General features: G+C 46.7%; 18 protein-coding genes and 2 pseudogenes. 5 read left to right on the top strand and 15 right to left on the bottom strand.

The window, feature by feature from the left end; all coding sequences use genetic code 11:
• Window positions 1–30 precede the first annotated feature (30 nt).
• A complete protein-coding gene (locus tag B5D40_RS04110; RefSeq protein WP_233134285.1) occupies window positions 31–1,980 on the bottom strand; it encodes an LTA synthase family protein in 1,950 nt (649 codons plus the stop codon).
• Window positions 1,981–3,141, bottom strand: a complete 1,161-nt coding sequence (locus B5D40_RS04115) for a glycosyltransferase (RefSeq protein ID WP_078775916.1) — start codon at window positions 3,139–3,141, stop codon at window positions 1,981–1,983. It abuts the gene before it with no gap.
• Between the two features lie 663 nt (window positions 3,142–3,804).
• Here B5D40_RS04115 and B5D40_RS04125 point away from each other — a divergent pair.
• Genes B5D40_RS04125 through B5D40_RS04135 form a run of 3 tightly spaced genes read left to right on the top strand, consistent with a single transcriptional unit; the run spans window position 3,805 to window position 4,704 of the window.
• Window positions 3,805–4,044 (top strand): hypothetical protein, encoded by a 240-nt coding sequence (locus B5D40_RS04125; RefSeq protein WP_078775884.1) that lies wholly within the window; start codon window positions 3,805–3,807, stop codon window positions 4,042–4,044.
• Window positions 4,045–4,091: 47 nt separating this feature from the next.
• A complete protein-coding gene (locus B5D40_RS04130) occupies window positions 4,092–4,373 on the top strand; it encodes a type II toxin-antitoxin system Phd/YefM family antitoxin (protein ID WP_198951038.1) in 282 nt (93 codons plus the stop codon).
• Window positions 4,360–4,704: a type II toxin-antitoxin system RelE/ParE family toxin gene (locus B5D40_RS04135; RefSeq protein ID WP_078775885.1), complete on the top strand. Its 345-nt coding sequence runs from the start codon at window positions 4,360–4,362 to the stop codon at window positions 4,702–4,704. Before B5D40_RS04130 ends, B5D40_RS04135 begins: the two co-directional genes overlap by 14 nt.
• An 86-nt stretch (window positions 4,705–4,790) precedes the next feature.
• On the opposite strand, the pseudogene B5D40_RS04140 reads toward B5D40_RS04135, so the two are convergent.
• From B5D40_RS04140 to B5D40_RS04170, 6 genes and pseudogenes are all read right to left on the bottom strand, one after another.
• A pseudogene (locus B5D40_RS04140) lies at window positions 4,791–5,268 on the bottom strand (His/Gly/Thr/Pro-type tRNA ligase C-terminal domain-containing protein); the annotation flags it as partial.
• Window positions 5,269–5,400: 132 nt separating this feature from the next.
• Window positions 5,401–5,637: pseudogene (locus B5D40_RS04145) on the bottom strand (aminoacyl--tRNA ligase-related protein); the annotation flags it as partial.
• A 586-nt stretch (window positions 5,638–6,223) separates the two neighbouring features.
• The gene (locus tag B5D40_RS04155; RefSeq protein ID WP_078775887.1) at window positions 6,224–6,766 is read right to left on the bottom strand and encodes a hypothetical protein; all 543 of its coding nucleotides are present in this window, start codon (window positions 6,764–6,766) and stop codon (window positions 6,224–6,226) included.
• 6 nt (window positions 6,767–6,772) lie between these two features.
• Window positions 6,773–9,055 carry a hypothetical protein gene (locus B5D40_RS04160; RefSeq protein WP_095849556.1) on the bottom strand — a complete coding sequence of 761 codons (2,283 nt, stop codon included), beginning with the start codon at window positions 9,053–9,055 and terminating at the stop codon, window positions 6,773–6,775.
• 14 nt (window positions 9,056–9,069) lie between these two features.
• Complete coding sequence (locus B5D40_RS04165) at window positions 9,070–9,504, bottom strand: hypothetical protein (RefSeq protein WP_078775889.1); 435 nt, start codon at window positions 9,502–9,504, stop codon at window positions 9,070–9,072.
• Window positions 9,505–9,533: 29 nt separating this feature from the next.
• Window positions 9,534–10,073, bottom strand: coding sequence for an FISUMP domain-containing protein (locus tag B5D40_RS04170; protein WP_158222139.1), 540 nt, complete (start codon window positions 10,071–10,073; stop codon window positions 9,534–9,536).
• A 570-nt stretch (window positions 10,074–10,643) separates the two neighbouring features.
• Between B5D40_RS04170 and B5D40_RS04180 the strand changes: the two genes are divergently transcribed.
• Window positions 10,644–11,168 carry a hypothetical protein gene (locus B5D40_RS04180; protein WP_078775892.1) on the top strand — a complete coding sequence of 175 codons (525 nt, stop codon included), beginning with the start codon at window positions 10,644–10,646 and terminating at the stop codon, window positions 11,166–11,168.
• 1 nt (window position 11,169) lies between these two features.
• On the top strand, window positions 11,170–11,382 hold the full coding sequence (locus B5D40_RS04185) for a hypothetical protein (protein ID WP_078775893.1): 213 nt from the start codon (window positions 11,170–11,172) through the stop codon (window positions 11,380–11,382).
• A gap of 391 nt (window positions 11,383–11,773) precedes the next feature.
• Here B5D40_RS04185 and thrS read toward each other — a convergent pair whose 3' ends face one another.
• From thrS to B5D40_RS04220, 7 genes are all read right to left on the bottom strand, one after another.
• A complete protein-coding gene (thrS, locus tag B5D40_RS04190) occupies window positions 11,774–13,711 on the bottom strand; it encodes a threonine--tRNA ligase (RefSeq protein WP_078775894.1) in 1,938 nt (645 codons plus the stop codon).
• Between the two features lie 96 nt (window positions 13,712–13,807).
• Window positions 13,808–14,689, bottom strand: coding sequence for a riboflavin biosynthesis protein RibF (gene ribF / locus B5D40_RS04195; protein WP_073305394.1), 882 nt, complete (start codon window positions 14,687–14,689; stop codon window positions 13,808–13,810).
• Window positions 14,682–15,608, bottom strand: a complete 927-nt coding sequence (gene truB / locus B5D40_RS04200) for a tRNA pseudouridine(55) synthase TruB (protein ID WP_078775895.1) — start codon at window positions 15,606–15,608, stop codon at window positions 14,682–14,684. Before truB ends, ribF begins: the two co-directional genes overlap by 8 nt.
• Window positions 15,598–15,978, bottom strand: a complete 381-nt coding sequence (gene rbfA, locus B5D40_RS04205; protein ID WP_073305398.1) for a 30S ribosome-binding factor RbfA — start codon at window positions 15,976–15,978, stop codon at window positions 15,598–15,600. Before rbfA ends, truB begins: the two co-directional genes overlap by 11 nt.
• Window positions 15,971–18,919: a translation initiation factor IF-2 gene (gene infB, locus B5D40_RS04210; RefSeq protein WP_078775896.1), complete on the bottom strand. Its 2,949-nt coding sequence runs from the start codon at window positions 18,917–18,919 to the stop codon at window positions 15,971–15,973. The genes rbfA and infB overlap by 8 nt, the downstream gene beginning before the upstream one ends.
• Before the next feature lie 28 nt (window positions 18,920–18,947).
• On the bottom strand, window positions 18,948–20,252 hold the full coding sequence (gene nusA, locus B5D40_RS04215; RefSeq protein ID WP_078775897.1) for a transcription termination factor NusA: 1,305 nt from the start codon (window positions 20,250–20,252) through the stop codon (window positions 18,948–18,950).
• Window positions 20,253–20,265: 13 nt separating this feature from the next.
• Window positions 20,266–20,748, bottom strand: coding sequence for a ribosome maturation factor RimP (locus tag B5D40_RS04220; protein WP_073305404.1), 483 nt, complete (start codon window positions 20,746–20,748; stop codon window positions 20,266–20,268).
• Window positions 20,749–20,790: the final 42 nt, after the last annotated feature.

The raw sequence follows: 20,790 nt of genomic DNA on the forward strand, positions 1-20,790 counted from the left end.
AGCGGTAAAAAAACGGCAGCGACTATCGGCTTATTTCGCAGGCATCATCTTGTCGTTGCGAAGCAGCGAGCGCAGAACCTGACTTGCGCCTATCGCCCGCTTTCTCCAAAGTCTAGAAAGGGAATCATTTGTTCGAGAAAAAATGTAGTCCTTGCCTACGAATACATCGTCATTATCCAACCCGCCCGTAATCACAGAATCCCGAAAGCCCAAGTAATAAGCGTTCTGCGTGTAAAAAAGCGAAGGCTGTTCTGCCGGGCGTTCTTCGGCGAGCAAGTCATAGCCCCAAAAATGGCTTGGAGCGCGAACCTGCGAAAGATCCAGAATCGTCGGTCCCAAATCGAGTTGGGAAGCGACATCTTCACGAATGTTCAAACCTTGCACCAAAAGCGAATCCGCCGAAAAAATACCGATAAAAATTTGCGACGCGGCGACTCCCAGCGGTTGCGGAACGCGATAATCCACGGAATCCACCGGCGTATCGTGATCGCCGACGATAATGACCACCGTTCTTTCTAAATCTTCCCGTTTGGAAAGCGCATCCAAAAAACGCCCGAGCTGGATATCTGTATAGCGCAGCGCAGTGCGATAGCGTTTCATCGCATCGTCCGATTTCTCGGCAAAAGCTTCGGGGTAATTGCGAAATGGGATATGAGTCGCAATCGTATTGAATATCAAAAGCCAATTCTTGTCTGTCGGCAATTTTTCCAGAGTTTGAATCGCCTTGTCGGCACCCAGACTATCCATCGATCCTGCAATCTCCGGATCCGAAAGCGATTCCCACGAATCAAAAAATCTTTCCACAAAAGGCAACGTGTGATCGAAAATCGGATTGGAAATCGTCACATAAGCCCGCGTGTAATCCGTCAGATATTCCGGAAATCCCTTGAAATGATTGGACGCATAAAAGCTCGGCAAATCTCGATTGGGATGCGAAGGAAAACCGAGGTAAGTCGCCATGGTTCCCCGCACCGTCGGATAGCTCCCGCTAAACGCATTTTTAAACCAAAGCGTGCCGCCATGCGAAAAATACCCGCCGTTCGCCAGCTTCCAAATGTGAGGAGCCAAAGTCGTATCGCCTTCGAGCATCTGGTTGAAAATCCGGCCTTTAAAAGATTCGCCGAAAATAAAAACGATGTTGTAGGGATGCGTAGCTTTAAAAGTTCCCGAAAATTCCTTGCGAAATCCCGGATAGTCCGCATCCACACGATTTTCCGCAAACGACCGCGGCAAGAACGCGTCTAAATCCGCAATTCGCTCCGGCGTCACCTTATAATTGTCCCGCACAAATTCAAAAGTCTCTTCGGCGGCAATATGCAAAATCGGAGCGGTAATCGTGTGCTTTCCCAACGTGAATCGCATATCGACAGGAAATTGGACAAGGGGAATTGTCTTCACGCCCCGCGTGCCCGCCAAAAACAAAACCAGCGGAATCACCGAAAGCACAAGTCCCGAAACCAGCATGGCTATCGGCAGCTTTTTGCTGAAAACCAGGCGTGTGGAAATTCCAGCCTTCTTCTTTTTTCGATTCCGGAGCGTCCAAAAAATGCAAAAGGCAGTCGCCGCCGCTATCGTTATAAAAAGAGCGGACAAATACAGAACCGTTCCCGGTTCACCTCCCAAAGTCGATGTCGTCGTGGAATCCGAAATGTTCGAAAAATGAAAATAGGTACGAATGTAAGAATAAGAAAGGCGCTGGTGCGTCCAGCGGAACACTTCATAATCCACAATCGCAAAGAAGAAATAGAAAACGTAAAAAACGGACAGGGCGCGCGGAGCCTTGGCAAAAGCGAAAAGAGCGGAAAGGACGAGTATCGCGCCGTAGGTCATGGAAAATTGCCAAAGCATTTTCCCCGAAAACATTTCCAGCATGGAAAGCCCGAGCGGATCAGGCAGCGCATAGAAAAGGACAAACAGAACTGTCTGCAAAAGAAAGGCGAAACTCGTGATAAGAACAAACGGATTTTTGAATAGAGGCATTTAATTCCCCACAATAAAATCAACCGCTTTTTCCAAATCCGCCACTTGCCGTTCGTGAACTTGCGCATAGCGAATGCGAGCGCGTTCGGCGTAACGATTATAAATCGCCGGATTCAAAAGCTGCGCAAATCGATTCCGGATTTCGCTCTCGGAATAAGGATCAAAATAAATCGCCGCATCGCCGCACACTTCGGGAATCGAAGACGTTCCGCTTGCCGCCACAGGAACGCCGTAGCGCATCGACTGCATGGGCGGATAGCCAAATCCCTCATTCAAACTGGGGAAAATAAAAGCGTAGGCGTTCTGGTGCAAAAGTTCCAGCGTTTCCGTTTCGACATAACCCAAAAAGATGAATTTTTCAGGATGCTTCAAACGCCTGCGATAAACCTTCTCGTTCGTCACTCCCGTCACCACGACGCGATACGGCGTCTCGGGAATGGAATCGACGAGGGAATCAAAAGCCCGAACCGCCCGCAGATTATTCTTTTCCCAGCGCGCACCACTCGTGAGCAAAAAATAGTTCTGGGGCAAAACGCCGTCGGGAAGTTCTCCTTGCGGATTCACCTCTTGCATCGGGCTGTAAAAGACGGGAATATCCGTGCGCATCAACTGCGGAAAGAATGTCTGGATAGAAGCCTTGCTGTGTTCGCTCACCGTCATCGTCTGAACGTTTCCGGCAGCAATGCGATTCGCCAAATCGTCGTATTTGGGCTTGTAAAAAAGTTCCTTCCAATTTTTCCGGTAACGCACAAGCGCTTCGGCTTTTTGCGAAAACGTCTTGGCAAAAGAAATGCCCTGCGGACTGTAATTCATTTCCAACGCCCGAACGCCGTGCCATGTGAACACAAAACGCTTCACCTGCACCGCCCATTTTTTTTCCAGCGAAAAAAGCGGCGTATAAAAAGTGTCAATCGCATTCGCATCAATGATCGATTGCGGAGAATTTTCCCGGATGTCGCACAGCGGAATGGCAAGTTCCTTGCAAGCTTCCTGGATTTTTGAATCCAGATACTTTTGGGAATCATAAGCGCAGAAAATTTGGATTGTCGTATGAAAACGCTTAACAAGCGCCCAGAACAGGACTTCTCCATAAGAGCCGCCGCCATGAAATTTGGCACTGTGAATCGGCTGCACCGCAACCAAATTGAATAAAAGCTTCATCGGGTCAAATATAATTTTTGTTTTGACCGGCAAAGTCGTCAAAAATGAGGGAACAGTTGTAGCGGGATATGGAAAGAAAGACTTCGGCATGATGCCGCGACCCATTTTTTGCTCGGGACGGCAAATGGCACGATGCCGCGACCCGTTTTTTGCTCGGGACGGCAAATGGCACGATGCCGCGACCCGTTTTTTGCTCGGGACGGCGAACGGCACGATGCCGCGACCCGTTTTTTGCTCGGGACGGCAAATGGCACGATGCCGATTGCATTTAAAAGCTTACTGTTCCTAATGAAAAAAGGCGCGAGTCGTTGCATTTACCAAAGCGAGGCTCTCGAATGCCCATATTCGATAAACGCAAACGACCCACGCCCCGAAAGGGCTGTTGCCCAATCAGCTTAAAGCCGATACGACAAACCGAGATATGCTGCAATACGGCCTGCCTGCGTGAGCGTTCGCCTTGTTCCCGAATATGAGAAATTTTCGAGATTTCGCTTTGAGAACAAGAGCTAAACTCTTTTATTTCTTAAAATAATAACTTACAATTCAACGAAAAGTCTTGAATCCACAAAAGAAATGATAAAATAGGCTGAAAAGTCACTTTTTTAGGAATTCTCGGATCGTCCAACTTGGAACGAGAAATATAATTTATAGATGAGGATTACTATGGAAGATTTAGTTCTAACAATTCCGACCCAGGATTTGGGTATTATGGAAACTTTGGCGGCTCGCATGGGCTGGACTGTGCGGTCTAAACGGAGCATTGTCCAGAAATTTGTCGATTCTTGCCCCAAGACTCCGATGATGACTGACGAAGAAATCGCCGCTGAAGTCAACGCTGTTCGATACGGGAAGTCGTATAAAAGCCCAGATTGTTTTTATAACCCCCTTAAAACTTGCCTTTGATAGGCGAAAAAGGTATATTTAGGGAAGTTTATCGACAGGAGTCAATCATGCTTGATGTGTGCGAATGCATAAAGCCCGATTCTTACGTCAGTTCCAACATCGACGATGTGATGAATTTTGTGAACGATCGCAGGGAACCGATGGTAATAACCCAGGATGGAAAATCTCGGGCGGTTCTTGTTGATGTCGAGACATACCAAGACATGAAGAAAGCCTTCGGCCTTCTAAAAATCATTCAACTTTCGGAAAAGGATGTCCAGGCAGGACGGACAGAACCGGCGACGATGGTTTTTCAGGATTTAAGGCGGAAGTACAATGTCGGAAAATGATTTTTACAACGTTGTCGTTTCACAATTCGCAAAAGAAGATTTGAACGAAATCATTGCTTACTATGAGTCGTTAAACAAATCTTATGTTGAATCTGTCATTACTCAATTTGAAGACAACATCCTCTCCTTGTCGCATTTTCCCGAAAGCGGAAGAATCGTTCCCGAATTATACAGACAAGGTATTGAACGGTATAGAGAAATCATTCAGGGTTTGTATCGTATTGTGTATGAAATTCGAGAAAAAGATGTCGTCATCCATACAATTATCGACAGCCGAAGAAATTTTGATGAAGTGTTAATCGCAAAGCTGATGCGATATATAAAGAAATAGAAAATAAAACGCAGGCTCGGGGAGAGTCTGCGTTTCAAATTTAAAAGGCGATGCCGAAACGGTGTCCGGCATGACATATTGGGCGATTAGCGAATAACCTTGCGGTCTTCGGCCGTCATTTCGAGGAACTGGGCAACGGTCATCTGACCCTTGTCGCCTTCCTTTCTCTTGTTGACAGCGATAACGCCTTCAGCCTGTTCCTTTTCACCGACAATAATCTTGTAAGGCACCCTCTGGAGTTCGCACTGGCGGATCTTGTAGCCGAGCTTCTCATTGGACTCATCCACTTCCACACGGACGCCGGCGTTCACGAGTTCCTTTTCCACCTGCTTGGCGTAGTCGGCGAACTTTTCAGAAATCGGGAGCACACGGGCCTGAACCGGAGCGAGCCACAGCGGGAAATCGCCCATGAATTGGGCTTCGCCCCAGATGATGCGTCTCGGTCATGGTCAAACAAGTTTGACCGCGACACTCGACTTGTCATCTGTCTTCGATAAGAATACCGAGGAAGCGTTCGATGGAACCCACGGCTGCGCGGTGCAGCATCACCGGAACGTGCTTTTGACGCCTTTTCCCCAAAGGGGATAACTCAACTAGGCCACTAAAGTGGCGAGTTTCGTATAGGCGTCTATGGCTGCGGCTCACCAATAAAAATACGCAAGCGTATTTTTGCTGGATTCGCCTTGCGCATTACTGGTTGTCCTTGCCGACATATTCCGCACCGAGACGCATAGGCAAGTTGAAGTCCACCTGAATCGTTCCGCATTGCCAGTCACGACCGAGGCTGTCCTTCAGCGTGAATTCGAGCTTCGGGCCATAGAAGGCGCCTTCACCCGGGTTCAGAATGTAGTCGAGGCCGGCGAGCTTCGTCGCTTCGGCGAGGGCGGCTTCCGCCTTGTCCCAGATTTCGTTGGAACCCACGCGCTTTGGACGCCTGCGGCGTCTGCGCTACGCCTCAGCAATGAAAACAAACGAGTGGGACGCTTTGCGTCCGTGGCTGCATTTATCAAATACAAGTTCATTAATGACTTGTGCCTGAATAAATTTGCTCACTTTTGTTTTCGCTGCATTCGGCTTGTACGCTACTCCGGGCGGGTGGAGAACTTCACCACGATATCGTCAAAACCGAAGGGCGCAAGCGCCTCTCTTTTCGCCTCGGTAATGACAGTCTGCAAGCAGCCTGTCGCAACGCTCGGCTCTTGGATAGTCGTGGTAGATTTGACGCCTTTGGCGTCCGCGGCGGCGCCTCGGTCATGCCAAAATAGCGAAGCGCAAGCATTTTGTCGCGACGCGCGGCTTGCACGCTTTTCCTTCACGAGGGCGCAGAAGTCTGCCACTTCGCATATTAGTCCTTTGGGCGTTCCCCGCACTATCGTGTGGGTCGGGCTATATTGCAAGGCCACACGTGCGCACCTGCGGCACGCCTGCGCGGCTCATGCAACCAAGCCTCGCTCTGCGAGTCTTGTCCCCAAGGGGTCACGCTTCGCAAGCTCGCTATCCCTAACGCGAAATTACACAACTACTTCTTTGTCATTTGAGAAAAACATTTCTTCACCTCGCATTTTTTTATTGAAACCAATAAATTTCTGGCATCATCCCACAAAATGACATCAGGGACATTAATCAACGGATGCAATCGCCTCGCTCTCTTATTACCTTTTTTATCAAACCAACAATTAATAACTCCGCAGGCATTCTTCGGCTCACTAATCGACTTTACGTTCATAAGGTCTATTTCTGATTTCGAAGCGTACTTTTTCAAATAATGAACTAATATTTTTTCCGCTTTAGAAATTGCAGAGGCGTCTTTTTTCGCGCTATTACTCCATTTGATTTTTCCAATCCAAAACAAGCGATTCTTTTCTCGAATATGCGTATAAAATTTATGCGTGCTAGTAAATCTACCCTTGCAGTTCTTACTTGTTTTTCCAATATAACGAAGTTTTATACTTTCCTTGCCTGCTATTCGAGATCCTGTTATAAGATAAAGAATGTTTGCTTGATTTGTTTGATTAGGGTCTTCATAGGGACCGCTCCACTCAATTATAAATGTTGGAATCATAATTCCTCATTTAATATTATTCCAATCCAAAATGTCAACAAGAAAAACCGGGATAAACGCTGAATATGTATATGTATGGGAAATCATGGGTTCAAGAAGAATATTCATTCCAACCTCATCTGCAACTGATTCACATTGCTTAGAGAACTTCTCATAAATTGCCGATTTGCCCCATTTATGCTTTTCATAACCGATGATTTTCCTTGGCGGTGTAAATGTACATCCCCTTATTTTTACTTTGGAAACCTTTGTATTTCCCTTATCATCAACTCGCGGTTTATTTGCTTGTACCGACATTTCCACTTCACCTACATTTGAATCCCAATACTTAATAATACCGTTTATTTCGCCTTGATTGTTTAAAGGAAGAGTTATTTTTCTGTTTTTAGAAACAGAAGAAACGGCTGTTATTTTCCCTTTAGTGAAGGAAATTTTTTCCTTTCCTTCTTCATCTAATAAAGAATTTGGACTTAAATGTTTTAATTTACGCGTATTTTTTCCTAAAAGATAAAACATATTTTGAACATCAAGCAATGTCATTTCCTTATCTTCATCATCTAAAAATTCAATTACATAGTTTTCATTGTTATAATTGATCTCGATTAGATTATTCAATTTAAAATAACCCTTTTTCTTACCATTTTCATAAGATGAATTATAATTAAGTTTATATTCAACCGGATCAAATCCGTATTCAATTCCCGATGATATCTTTTTATTTTTTATCGTCGCTTCCAGATTAACAACTGAAAAAATTTCTTCTACATCATAGTCTTCATCATATAACGGACGCTTTCTTTCTCCTGTATAACTGAATAAGGGATAATAACATGACAAGGATCCATTCTTTTCAGGAAGTTTACTTAAATCGTTCATCTCAACCGAATAACTATTAGATGATGTTTTGAAATAGCAATTCGGCAAAATATCACGACCTTGATGATAGTTATAAGTCCAATTCTTATACAAAACAGCAACAGAGTCCATTATGGATTGATATTTTTTAACACACTCATTCAATTTAACATCATCTTCTTTTTTATAAATCTCCTGATATTCCCTAATATTACGAATTATCTCTACAAGAGAATACCCATTTTCATATTGTCTTTCTATCTTTTTTATGAAATCGGGAATCGGCAAAAAAAGTTCCTGCAATTTTCGTTCTGCATCTACTTTATGTTTTCCTGCAGGGAAATCTTTTAGATAATTTCCGTAAAGTTCATAAATTCTTGCGGTCTCCCAATAGGAATTTTCTAAAGAATCTTGGAACAGCGAGTAATCCTTTTCTAATAAAGTTTTTTCATTACACACCTCTTTTAAATATGTTAATCCTTTTCTTACTGCATCACTACTCACGAAACCTTGCATTATCCCTTTACAATCGTTATGAATTTGCTTATGTATTTGAATTTCTTTATCTATCGTTGTAATCCATTTAGGTGATAATATTTTCATATCCTCTTTTAGTTTATTCAAGTACTTTATATACTCATCCAAACCAATATCAGTTATAGCATTGGTTGTTAAAATGAAATTTTTCTTTCGTACAGATCCTGTATAACAATCTGATTTTAGGTCGGATTCTTTTCCTATTTTTTTATGTTCTTTGTTTATTCGATTATATTCTGCATCTATTTTTTCCCCAAGTTTTTCAAAGTAGCTTCTTTTTTCTGAAAACATAAACGACCAAAATAGTTCTTTTTTTGACCATCCCTCAAATTGTTTACTTTGCTTTATTCCAAAAAGATTTTCTGCAACAAGTGATGGCTGACCTATTTTTTCACCGTCAATAACCATTCTGTTGCGGGGAGCTGCAAAAAATGATCTAATCGCCTCATCTTGCCACGTGCTTATATCTACATTACTCTCACAGAAAAAAATAAAATCACGATACTTGTCCCAAAAAAGCAATGCGGCAAACAATTCATTCAAATCATTTTTCACTATAGAAAAATCATCCTGTTCAAAGGCTGAATCTACACTAGATTGTAAAAACATACAATAGTTCTTTTCATAATCTCTTATCGGATAGGTTGATTTATTTTCAACAAATTTATTATACCATTCTTTAAAATAATCTCCACGAATCTTTTGATAGCCAAAAAAACACGCAGGAATTTTTTCGTAGGAATTATAAGAACTAGGTTCCCCGCAAGCTTTTTTACAATCGCCCCAACTTCCTGAATTTACAACAATACTATCAGAATTAATTTTAAAACAATCGTCCTGTGCGGATAATACAAAAGACACACAAGACAATAGAATTAATAAAAAATGATTTTTCATACTAAAAGCCTCCTTCAAATTCTATTGTTAATCAACTGTAAAGAATCGTGGTTTATACATCCTTTCTCATCAAGAAACTCATCCCATGTGAGGAAATCAAAAACCTCGGCAAAAGCTTCCTTGAACGAATCGTCTATCTCGAATAATTTTTCATTTGATGTTACACAATTTAGCGAGCTATCTTCATTAATTCGCATAATTTGTATCCACGAAAGATTGATATTTTGAGCAATTTCACGATCTCTATGTTTTACATCAGGTGCAATAAGACCATCTGCTTTTGTATGTACAATTAAAACAGGCGCAACAGGAATTTCTCCACATACTGAATAAAAGCGCTTTAAATCAGGCTCAATTTTCAATTTTGAAACGTCCGTATTCCGTTGCCAAGATGTTAAGACGCGAATCGGCGTTTTTTCTGCAGAAGTGATGTAATCAAGAAAATTCATGTTGTACCTCTTGTTGATTGTTTAAACTTTTAATCTTTCATGCACCGCACATTGAAGTAATAGCCGTCCTTAAGAAAAGAGTGTGGTGGATTGATAAAAATCCCCTGCACGGCTTCAAAGCGAACAGCAAACGCCTTTTGCCTTCGTGGAACCATACTTTTTAGAAAACTATCGCTTCGTCTTCCATTCGTCCAAGAATTATTGTCATCGCTAGAAGTCCAAAAAACAGCCGTTTTATCCGTATCAAAGCAGCGATCTTCTTCATAACAATGTCCTAGAAGAACTATGCCAAAGTTTCTATCAACGTTATCAAAAATATCGTTCCATTCCTTTTTAGAGGGAAGGTGCCAACCTCTTGGACAAGCCTGTTCAGCCATATCAAAATTGTAATACCGTCCTAATCCACACAATTTCTGTATGTCATTGATACAACGGCTCCCGCGAACTTTATATCGCAAATTTTCCGCCATCCATTCGCTACGACCTATCTTAACCGTAGTGTAATGTTCGCCATCTCTGGAATCAGCGAATGAGCCTGCATAAACGCAAGCACACGAAATAGTCAGCATAAAAAGCAAAAGTTGCTTTATGCAATTTTGAAACACATACCTAGCTATTCCCATAGAACCAAGCCTCTTTCATTACAAGAGGTTTACTCCCATTCTGCAAGGATATCACACCAAATTTTGTGGGGGCACAAAAAAAGGCGCAGATCGTTGCATTTACCACCTTGAGGCTCAGCATGCCTAATGAACGATAAATACAAACGACCCACGCCCCAAACGGGCTGTTGCCCTTGGTCATACGACCAAAGACCGACTAAAAAGTCGGTATGACAAACTGAAGCATACCGCAAAACGGCATACCTGCGTGAGCGTTCGTCTTGTTCCCGTTCATTCGAAATTTGCTGATTTCAAGGTGAGAACAAGAGCAAAAACTCCTTTACTCTTTAAAAATAACATAAAATTATGCGGAATGACCAAAAAGTCTACAAAAAGGAGCAATTTTGTGTAGAAAACGGCGAATTTGTGCCATTTTGTAAAGCAAACGGGCTATTCCTACTTGAAATGGACCTCCCTAAAACTTGCCTTTATGGGGCGAAAAAGGTATATTTAAGATGATAAGGATAATGCAACCCAATGGAAATTGACATCCAAATAGATTCCCTAACGAATTGCCTAGTGTGCCGAGAAACTGGAGAGCAACTCGATACCGAATTTCGACTTGTCCTAAAAACTATTTCAAAAAAGGATGCAGCAGCACTACAACGAAAAGGATGGAAATTCGATTGGAGCATTCCCCATCAACATAATTATGAGGTTTACGAGCTACTGTTAAAAGGCGACCCACAAGTGCAGGGGATGATCGCCCTAAAACACATCCGCGATCAATTCTATACGCATGTAGATATCGTAGAAGCAGCTCCAGAGAATATCGGACATTTAGGGAAATACAAAGGTGTAGGAGCGCACCTCTTTGCAATAGCCTGCAAACTAAGCTGGGATGTCGGTAACGAGGGCTATGTTCAGTTTACTGCGAAAACGAACCTTGTAGAACATTATCGTGAAACTTTAGGAGCGCGAAACATCGATTCTCAAAAAATGTACATAGACAGCTATGGAGCATTAAAACTAATCAAAACCTATTTCCCCGAGGAGGCATAATATGATTGTAGCAGAACTCGAACCCGTCGTTGCTTCACGCAAGAGTAATACGCTGCGAGAAAATTTTGACCGCTTCGGAGAAGAGTTTTCTGACGGTCGTTTAACCGAACAGTCTCCAACCGAGCGTCATTTCCGTTTGCATGAAGCAATTGCCTATTCAAACAGTTTGGGACGTCCGCTTACAGAGCAGGAAATGAAACTGTTTGAAATTTAAACGTTGGACATATTTTTCAGAAGACCATTGTTGATAAAGCAATGGTCTTCTGTTTTGGGCGGATGGGCGGGGTAAGTCTGGGTGTTGCCCCGGAACGAGTCCGGGGCAGGCTCTGGCGGCGTCTGATCACCCGCTAGAAGGGCTGGTGTGCAACGAAGTGCGAACCAGGGGACAACTGCATAAGGCGAGCATCGCGACAGACCGCTAGCGGGCTGGCATGATTGAGCCGAGCAGTTGGGACTTTAGTACCAGGCTTTCTCCTCCATACACAAAAAAGACCGCAGCATTTATTGCTACGGTCTTTAATGTTCTGGATCCTTCGACTTCACGCCTTACGGCGTTCCGCTCAGGAAGACTCGCTGATGCGTTCCCTTCGACAGGCTCAGGGAACTTAGCGAACAACCTTGCGGTCGTCTTCCGTCATCTTGAGGAAGTCTGCGACCTTCATGTTGCCCTTGTCGCCGTCCTTACGCTTACGCACGGACACGACACCATCGGCAACTTCCTTCTCACCCACGATGAGGAGGTACGGCACCTTCTGCAATTCGCACTGGCGGATCTTGTAGCCGAGTTTCTCGTTGCTTTCGTCGACTTCCACGCGGACGCCGGCGTTCACGAGTTCCTTCTCGACCTGCTTGGCATAGTCAACAAACTTCTCGGAAATCGGGAGCACGCGGGCCTGCACCGGAGCGAGCCACAGCGGAAAATCGCCCATGAACTCTTCGATGAGGATGCCGAGGAAACGTTCAATGGAACCGACTGCCGCACGGTGGAGCATCACAGGAACGTGTTTCTGGTTGTCCTTGCCGACATATTCCGCACCGAGACGCATAGGCAAGTTGAAGTCCACCTGAATCGTTCCGCATTGCCAGTCACGACCGAGAGAATCCTTCAAAGTGAATTCCAGTTTCGGGCCATAGAAAGCGCCTTCGCCCGGATTCAGTTCATAGTCGAGTCCAGCCAGCTTTGTCGCCTGTTCCAGCGAGGCTTCCGCCTTGTCCCAAAGTTCGTCCGAACCCACGCGTTTTGCCGGACGGGTCGAGAACTTGACCTTGACATCGTCAAACCCAAAGTCGTGGTAGATTTCCTTGACTAGGGCGCAGAAGTTGGCGACTTCGCTTGCAATCTGGTCTTCGGTGCAGAAAATGTGTGCGTCATCCTGAACAAATCCGCGGACGCGCATCAAACCATGCATGGTTCCTGCGGGTTCGTAGCGATGGCACTTGCCAAATTCCGCAAGGCGCATAGGCAAATCCCGCCAGCTGCGAAGCTGGGAATTGAAAATCAAAATGTGGCAGGGGCAATTCATCGGCTTCACCGCCATTTCCACGTCGCCCGCCATCGTTTTGAACATGTTCTCGTTGTATTTGTCGGCGTGCCCGGATTTCAACCACAAAACCTTGTTCACGATTTCCGGCGTAATCACTTCCTGGTAGCCGCGATTGTCGATTTTCCCACGGATATAATCCTTGAGGGCATTGACCATCTTGGTTCCCTTCGGATGCCAGAACACCATTCCCGGAGAGTGGTCTTCGATGTGGTAAAGGTCCATTTCCTTGCCGATTTTCCGATGGTCGCGCTTGGCGGCTTCTTCCAGCTGCTTGACATAGATTTCAAGGCCTTCCTTGTCGGCAAAGCAGGTTCCGTAAACGCGGGTCAGCTGGTCGCTTTTCTGATCGCCGTGCCAGTAAGCGCCGGAGAGGGAAAGAATTTTGAAACTTTTGAGTTTTCCCGTACTCGGCACATGGGGACCCGCACACAAGTCTTCCCAATTTTTTCCCGGTTCGCCTGTAACATAAAAACTCAACGTGCCATCCGAATTTTCGCGGGCAAGGGCGCGCTCCGCATTGTCTGTCTTGTATTTATCGCCTTCGGTACGCTTCAAGCCTTCTTCGCCGCTGACTTCGATACGAGTAAACGGGCGATCTTCCTTGATGATTTCCTTCATGCGCTTTTCGATTTTCGGGAAATCTTCTTCCTTAATCGGCGTCGGCGTCATCAAATCGTAATAGAAACCTTTTTCGATGGCGGGGCCATACGCCAACTTTGTCCCCGGAAACAAATCGCAGATGGCTTCGGCGAGCACATGGCTGCAGCTGTGGCGCAGGAGCATTAAGGCATCCGGGTCGTCATTGTTCGGCGTGATAATTTTGATGGTGCCGCTTTCGGTCAGCGGACGGGAAAGGTCCAGAACCTTGTTCCCCAATTTGACGCCAAGAGCTTTACGGGCGAGTCCTTCGGAAAGGCCTTTCGCGATTTCAAGGCCGGTGGTGCCCGATGCTACGGAACGTACGGAGCCATCGGGGAAAGTGAGTTCGATTTGAGACATAATATTTTCCTTTGGTGGGCGGTTCTCGCCCGGTTCCCCAGAAATACGACATCTGGTGGTGCGCTGTAAGATAATAAAATCTGAAAGTCCCAGCAACTAGATATTCCGAGCGAAATCCGCGTCCATCCCAATCTGGCGTTTTAAATCGTCAAGGGAATCGAACTTTTGCTCCGGTCGGATAAATGCGACCAAGTCCACATCCATCGACTGTCCATAGATATTTTGGTTAAAATCCAAAATGTGCGCTTCAATAGCGAGCGGTAAATCCCCGATAGACGGCTGGCGACCGATATTGACCACCGCCCGATGCGCCGTTGAATTTTGCAAGCGAACGACCGCGGCGTAAGAGCCGTATTTGGGAATCAATTTGAATGCGCCCGTTTGCACATTCGCCGTAGGGAAGCCGATAGTCCGGCCAAGATGCTTGCCATCTACGACAATCCCGTGGATTCGATATGGCCGACCGAGAAAAGTCGTCGCACGTTCAACAGCCCCGTTTTCCAGAGCATTCCGGATTCGAGACGAACTGAGAATTTCTCCGTCTTTATATTTTGCCGAAACCTGAATGGCAGAAACATCGGGAAATGCGGCGATGATGGCGTCAAAAGTGCCTTTGCCCGCTGCACCAAAACGATGGTCGTGTCCTAGCACCAAAAATTTCGTATTCAGTTCGCCCAGAATTTTTTCTTGGAAAAATTGCTGAAATGGCTGTTCAGCAACTTGACGGGAAAATGGCAACGCCACAAAATCCAATCCTAAAGAGCGCACAAAAAAAGATTTTTCTTCGGTCGTCGTCAGCAGAGCCGGATGCCCGGGAATGCCCAGAACATGACGCGTATGCGGTTCAAAGGAAACGACCGTCGGCACCAAACCACGAGCCTTTGCTTCGGTTCGCAAAATCTGGAACACTTCCTGATGCCCCAAATGACAGCCGTCAAAATTGCCGACCGTTACCGCACGCGCAACCAAATCAAGCATCGTCACTTCCCAAATAAAACTTCGGGGCAAGCTTGCCGTTTTCAAAGGAACAGCCCGCTTTCAATTCGCCGTCCCGACCGACAGCCAAAATCATATTGGGAGCATCTTTCTCTAAAACGATCTCCGAACCGTTCCAAGTGATTAAACGCCCGTTCCGCAAGGCGACAACTTGCCTGTCCGTCAATTCCACGACTGGAAATTTCATACAGTCCTGAGGTTTTAAAAGGGAACCCGCATTCAAATTTTCCGGCAGAACCGCCTGTTCGATGGACAAGTGCCCAATGCGCAAGCGTCGAATGCCCGAAACCGCGCCAAATGTCCCCAGAGCGTTCGCCATATCTCGCACCAGCGAACGGATATAGGTGCCTTTTGAACAATCGCAAGTAAATCGATACGAAGAACGAACCCGCCCGGAAACACCATCAGGCGCTTCGGCAACTCCATCCAAATTCAAATGGCGAATGAAAATTTTCCGCGCTTTCAATTCAACTTGTCGCCCTTTGCGTTTCAAATCCGAAGCCCGATGGCCGTTCAGTTTGACCGCGCTGTAATCCGGGGGAATCTGTTCGATTTCGCCGATGAATTGAGGCAATATGCATTGCACTTGTTCCGTTGAAATCGGCGACGTGTCCGGATCTTGATGGACTAAAGCGCCATCCCATTCATCCGTTTGCGTGGAATAGCCAAAATGGGCGACAAAAGAATAAGTCTTTTCGGCGGCTTCCACAAACGGCAGCAAACGCGTTGCCCTTCCCACCGCTGCAACAATCAAGCCAGAAGCCCGCATATCCAGCGATCCCGCATGGCCAACGCGCCGCGTTTGAAAAATTTTGCGAATCGGAAAAAGGGCGTTACAAGAAGTAACGCCCGCCGCTTTATCGAGCAAAATCAAGCCGGAAGCAGAATTTTCAGAGTTCACCTGAGTCCTTCAATTCCGCAAGGATTTCTTCAATGTGCATCGCATGATCCAGACTTTCATCCAAAATAAAGGAAAGCTGCGGAATCTTGCGAATTTTAAGAGCCTTGCCCAGATAAGTGCGAATGAATCCGGCAGAATTTCGGAGAGCGATTAACGAGGAAGCTTTTTCCCTGTCCGAACCAAGGACAGAGACAAAAACTTTTGCATAGCTCAAGTCATTCGTAATCTCCACGCGATTGATCGTAACAAAACCGATTCGCGGATCTTTCAGCCCCTTCATCAGGAGCTTCGCGATCTCTTCACGAAATTGTTCGTCCAAGCGCGTGGTGCGAGGTACTCGCCGATTGCTATGGCTATGTGATTTACGCATCGGAATCCTTTTCCGCGTCTTTCTTCTCGGCAGCAGCGGCTTTGGCAGCAGCTTCATCCCGAGCGACATCCGCAAGAGTTCGAGCCACGGTCACTTCCTTGAAGAACATCAGCGTATCGCCTTCCTTCATGTTGTCATAGCCCTTCAATCCGATACCGCATTCAAAGCCACGAGAAACCGACTTGACATCGTCCTTGAGGCGTTTCAGCGACTGCACCACGGTCTGTCCAAGTTCTACGCCATCGCGATAGACATGCACACGGCTGTTGCGGTCCACTTCGCCGTCCGTAACCATACAGCCGGCAATAATTCCCACTTTGGGAATCTTGAACAGCTGGCGGATTTCGGCTTCGCCCGTCAGTTCTTCGCGAGTCGTCGGCTTCAAAAGGCCTTCGACCGTATTCTTGATGTCGTCAATAATTTCGTAGATAATCCGGTAGTTCTTAATCTGAACGCCTTCTTTCTGCGCCATTTCACGAATGGAGAAGGACGGCATCAGATGGAACGCGATGATTACCGCCTGAGAAGTCGAAGCGAGCAGGATATCGGAATCCGTAATGGCACCGACACCCTTACGAATGATATTGACTTTGACTTCGCTATTCGACAGTTTTTCCAGGCTAGCGGCAATCGCTTCGGAAGATCCGCCCACGTCCGCCTTAATAATCAAATTGAGTTCGGAAATCGTTCCGTTCTTGACGCCTTCATAAGTGGATTCTAGAGAAATGGACTTGCGAGCACGCAAATCGCGTTCACGGGCCGCCATACGACGCTTCGATGCAATTTCACGCGCGGTCTTTTCGTCTTCGACCACGGTAAGCTCATCGCCAGCCTGCGGAGTTCCATCAAAGCCCAAGACCTGGCACGGAGCCGAAGGCCCGGCGCTCTTCATCTGCTTGCCGCGATCGTCAAACATCGCACGGACACGGCCAGCGTAAACACCGCAAACAAACGGGTCGCCAATATGGAGGGTTCCATTCTGAACAAGAATTGTCGCCATAGAGCCTTTGCCCGCATCCAATTTGGATTCGACAACGGCACCTCGGGCATGAGCGGATTTGGACGCTTTCAGTTCCAACACTTCCGCTTCCAGGGCCAGAGTTTCCAAAAGCTGCGGCATTCCCTCGCCTGTGCGAGCAGAAACTTCAATACAGCTGACGTTACCGCCCCACTGTTCCACTTCGACACCGCGTTCCGCGAGTTGCGCACGGATTTTGTCCGGGTTGGCGGTCGGCAAATCCATTTTGGTAATCGCGACAACCAGCGGGACTTTTTCACGCTTGGCAAGTTCAATGGATTCCACCGTCTGCGGCATCACCATCGAGTCTGCAGCAACAACCAGAACGATTACGTCGGTAACTTGAGAACCGCGAGCACGCATCGCGCTAAACGCTTCGTGACCCGGCGTATCCAAGAAAGTCACCTTACCAACAGAAGTCGTTACTTCATAAGCGCCAATGTGCTGGGTAATGCCGCCCGATTCTCCAGAAACGACATGAGTCTTACGAATCCAGTCCAAGAGCGAAGTCTTACCATGGTCCACGTGTCCCATTACCGTCACAACAGGATGCCGCGGTTCCAAATCCTCGGCCTGGCTGTCGTCAACGCCAAGAACTTCCTCTTCATATTCTTCCATCAACTGGGCGTCGTAGCCAAATTCATCGGCAAGAACTTGAATCGTTTCAAAATCCAAGCGGGCGTTGATGGTCACCATCATACCCATTTCCATGCACTTCGCAATGACTCGCGCCGGCATCTGATCCATCATTCCAGCGAGTTCGCCGACAGTGATGAAATCCGACGTCTTCAAAATTTTCTTCTGTTCTCCGTCCGAAGAAGCCGCCTTGTCTTTGTGATAGACTTTTTTCACAGGATTCTTCGAAAGAGACGCCATCACGCGGGAAACATTCTGGCGAATGGAATCTTGCTGTTCGCGCTGTTCAAAACGACCGTCTTTATTGTCTCGGCCATTTTTACCGCGCTTGTTTTTATCATTACGCCCCGCAGAAGAACCACCAAAACGATTGGAACCGGCATTGGGATTGTTTTGCGCATTGGCAAAAACATCCTGCATATTCTGGCCCGGGAAATGCCCCCCGCGAGTCCCGCCGCCAAAAGAACGTCCCGTTCCCTGCTGACCGGCGTTTCCCCGATAATGCGAATTAGCACCCTGACCATTGCGATTATTTCCGTTTTGGCCAAAATGCCCCGCATTGTAGCCGCCCGAAGCGTTATTTCCACGACCGCGATGTTGAGCCGCAGCCTGCTGACGAGATTTTTCAATTCGAGCAAGAATTGCCGCATCTGGTTTAAATACCTGAGCTTTCATTCCGACTTGGCGAAGACCGCCCACCGGAACCGCATTGACTTTGGGAGCGACTGCCGGAGCTGCAGCCGGTTTTGCCACCGGAGCAGGAGTCGGAGCCGATTTTGCCGGTTCTGAAACGGACGGTTTAACAGGATCTGTTTTAACCTCATTCGTTTTAACCGCAGCCGGTTTTACCACAGGAGCAACGACAGGCTTGGGTGCCGAAATCGGAGCCGCCTTCGGAATAGACGGAACAGGCTTGGAAGGTTTGACTGTAGAACGAGCATCTCGTGTAACACGAATGCTACCACCCATAAATTTCCCGGTGATAGTTCTCCGACCGCTAGACGGAGCCGCAGGTTGCGACGGCGTGGCTGCGGGAGCTTCTTTTTCGTCCGGAGCGTTCTTTTTCACATTCTTGCGTAAACTGCTGGCCTTTGCCTTGCGCGCTTCCGCTTTCGCTTTTTCTTCCAGAACTTGAGCTTCTATCGAAGCAAAAGCCATTTGGGGAACCGGACTGAACGGAGTCAACACCTGCACGCCATTATCATGCAGCAACGCAACAACTCGGCTGGGATCTACGCCGCGTTTTTTAGCCCATTCACCCGGGGTGATTTTGATTTCATTACTCATCTATGCTTTTGCTCCAATAGGCTATTCCTTAAACCTGTGATTCGTCTGCCTCTTGAGACTCATCCACCTGTGCCGGTTCACTCTTTTCGGTTTCAGGCGTTTCTTCAGGCGATTCGGAAACATTTTCGGAATTTTCCTTGAACGGAGAATTTTCCGCAGAATGGAAGTCCTCGGATTCCACGAGTTCTTTCTGGCGAGGCGTCAAAATTTTCTGTTTTTCTTCATCGCTTTTTTCGGACCATTCTTTTTCGCCAAACACGTCCAAATCATGTTCCACCAGCCTAGTCGCCAGCGTTACATTCTGCCCATTGCGACCTATCGCCTGAGCGAGATCTTCATCCGCAATCACAATCACAATGCGACGAGTTCCAGGCACTTCAAAATACTTGACGATATTCGCCGGAGAAAGGGCGTGGCGAATAAACGTGATCAAATCCGGATTCCAATGTACAATATCAATCCGTTCATTGCCCAATTCACGGACAATCGCTTTTACTCGGGCGCCCTGCATTCCGACACACGCACCGACCGGATCAATCCGAGCATCGCGCGCCGAAACAGAAATTTTTGCACGGAAACCCGGATCCCGGACAACGCCTTTAACTTCCACGGTGCCATCAAAAATTTCGGGGACTTCCTGACGGAACAGTTCATAAAGGAACATGTCGCTTGTACGGGAAAGAATCACCTGCGCACCATTTTTGGCGGACTCGGCGACATCTTTGATCACAGCCTTGACAGAACTGCCCTGCTGGAATCGCTCCTTGGGCAACTGGTCTCTGTAAGGGAGCACCGCTTCCGTCTGACGACCGATGGACACGATCGCATTGCGGGATTCAATCCGCAAGACTTCGCCATTCACAATAGAGCCGATACGATTGCGATAGGTATCCACAATTTTGCTGCGTTCTGCATCGCGAATGCGCTGAATTAAGTACTGCTTGGCGGTCTGAATCGCTTGGCGACCAAAAGCAGAAACGGGAAGTTCCATTTCCAAATGGTCTCCCGGCTGAACATCCGGATTCAAATCACGGGCTTGTTCAATCAGCATATAATGCTCGTCCATTTCCTGAACGGCTTCTGCAGAAAGCGACGGGTCGTAGTCCGGATAATCATCCACAATATCGACAACCAGCGCTATCGAAATTTCATTCGTTTCTTCATCGATATTGACATCAAAATGTTTATCGATATTCAGATATTTGCGAGCCGCCGTAATCAGAGCGTCTTTGAGAGCTCCTTCTACAATGGAATCGTCAATGTTTTTGGTATCGACGACTGTTTTTAAAGCCTCGAGCAGATTGATTTTGGGTTCCTTAGTCTTCGTTGTCATAAGAGCCTTTATTTTAGAATTGAACTTCTACTTTCGCGGAGAGGATCTCGGACCGCGGAACCAAGACCGCATCCGTCACGCCTTTCACCGAGAGGGTTAAATTTTGTTCATCTGCAGCAATCAGAATTCCCGTAATCGGCTTGCCCGTTTCCCGGGTTATACGCAGCAGGCTATTCAGATTGCGTTCAAAATCCCGCATAGACTTGAGGGGACGGTCGATCCCCGGAGAGGAGACTTCCAGCGTAAACGCTCCTTCGATAAGCGTTTCATCCTCATCGAGAGCTTCTGAAAGCCGACGGCTGACATTTGCGCAGTCCTCCACATCGACTCCGCCCTCTTTATCAATGTAAATCCGAAGAATTTCACGCTTTCCCGCCTTAAATCTGTCGCATTCGACAAATTCCACCTGGACGGCATCGCAAGCCGCAGCAATCAGCGCATTCAATTTTTCTTGTGTATCCAAATACACCTCATTAAAAGAAAGGATCGTTTCCATAAACGAACCGTCAACGACATCAAATAGAGAAAAAATAATGAA

The organism is Fibrobacter intestinalis, assembly GCF_900167415.1.
Taxonomy (GTDB): Bacteria; Fibrobacterota; Fibrobacteria; order Fibrobacterales; family Fibrobacteraceae; genus Hallerella; species Hallerella intestinalis.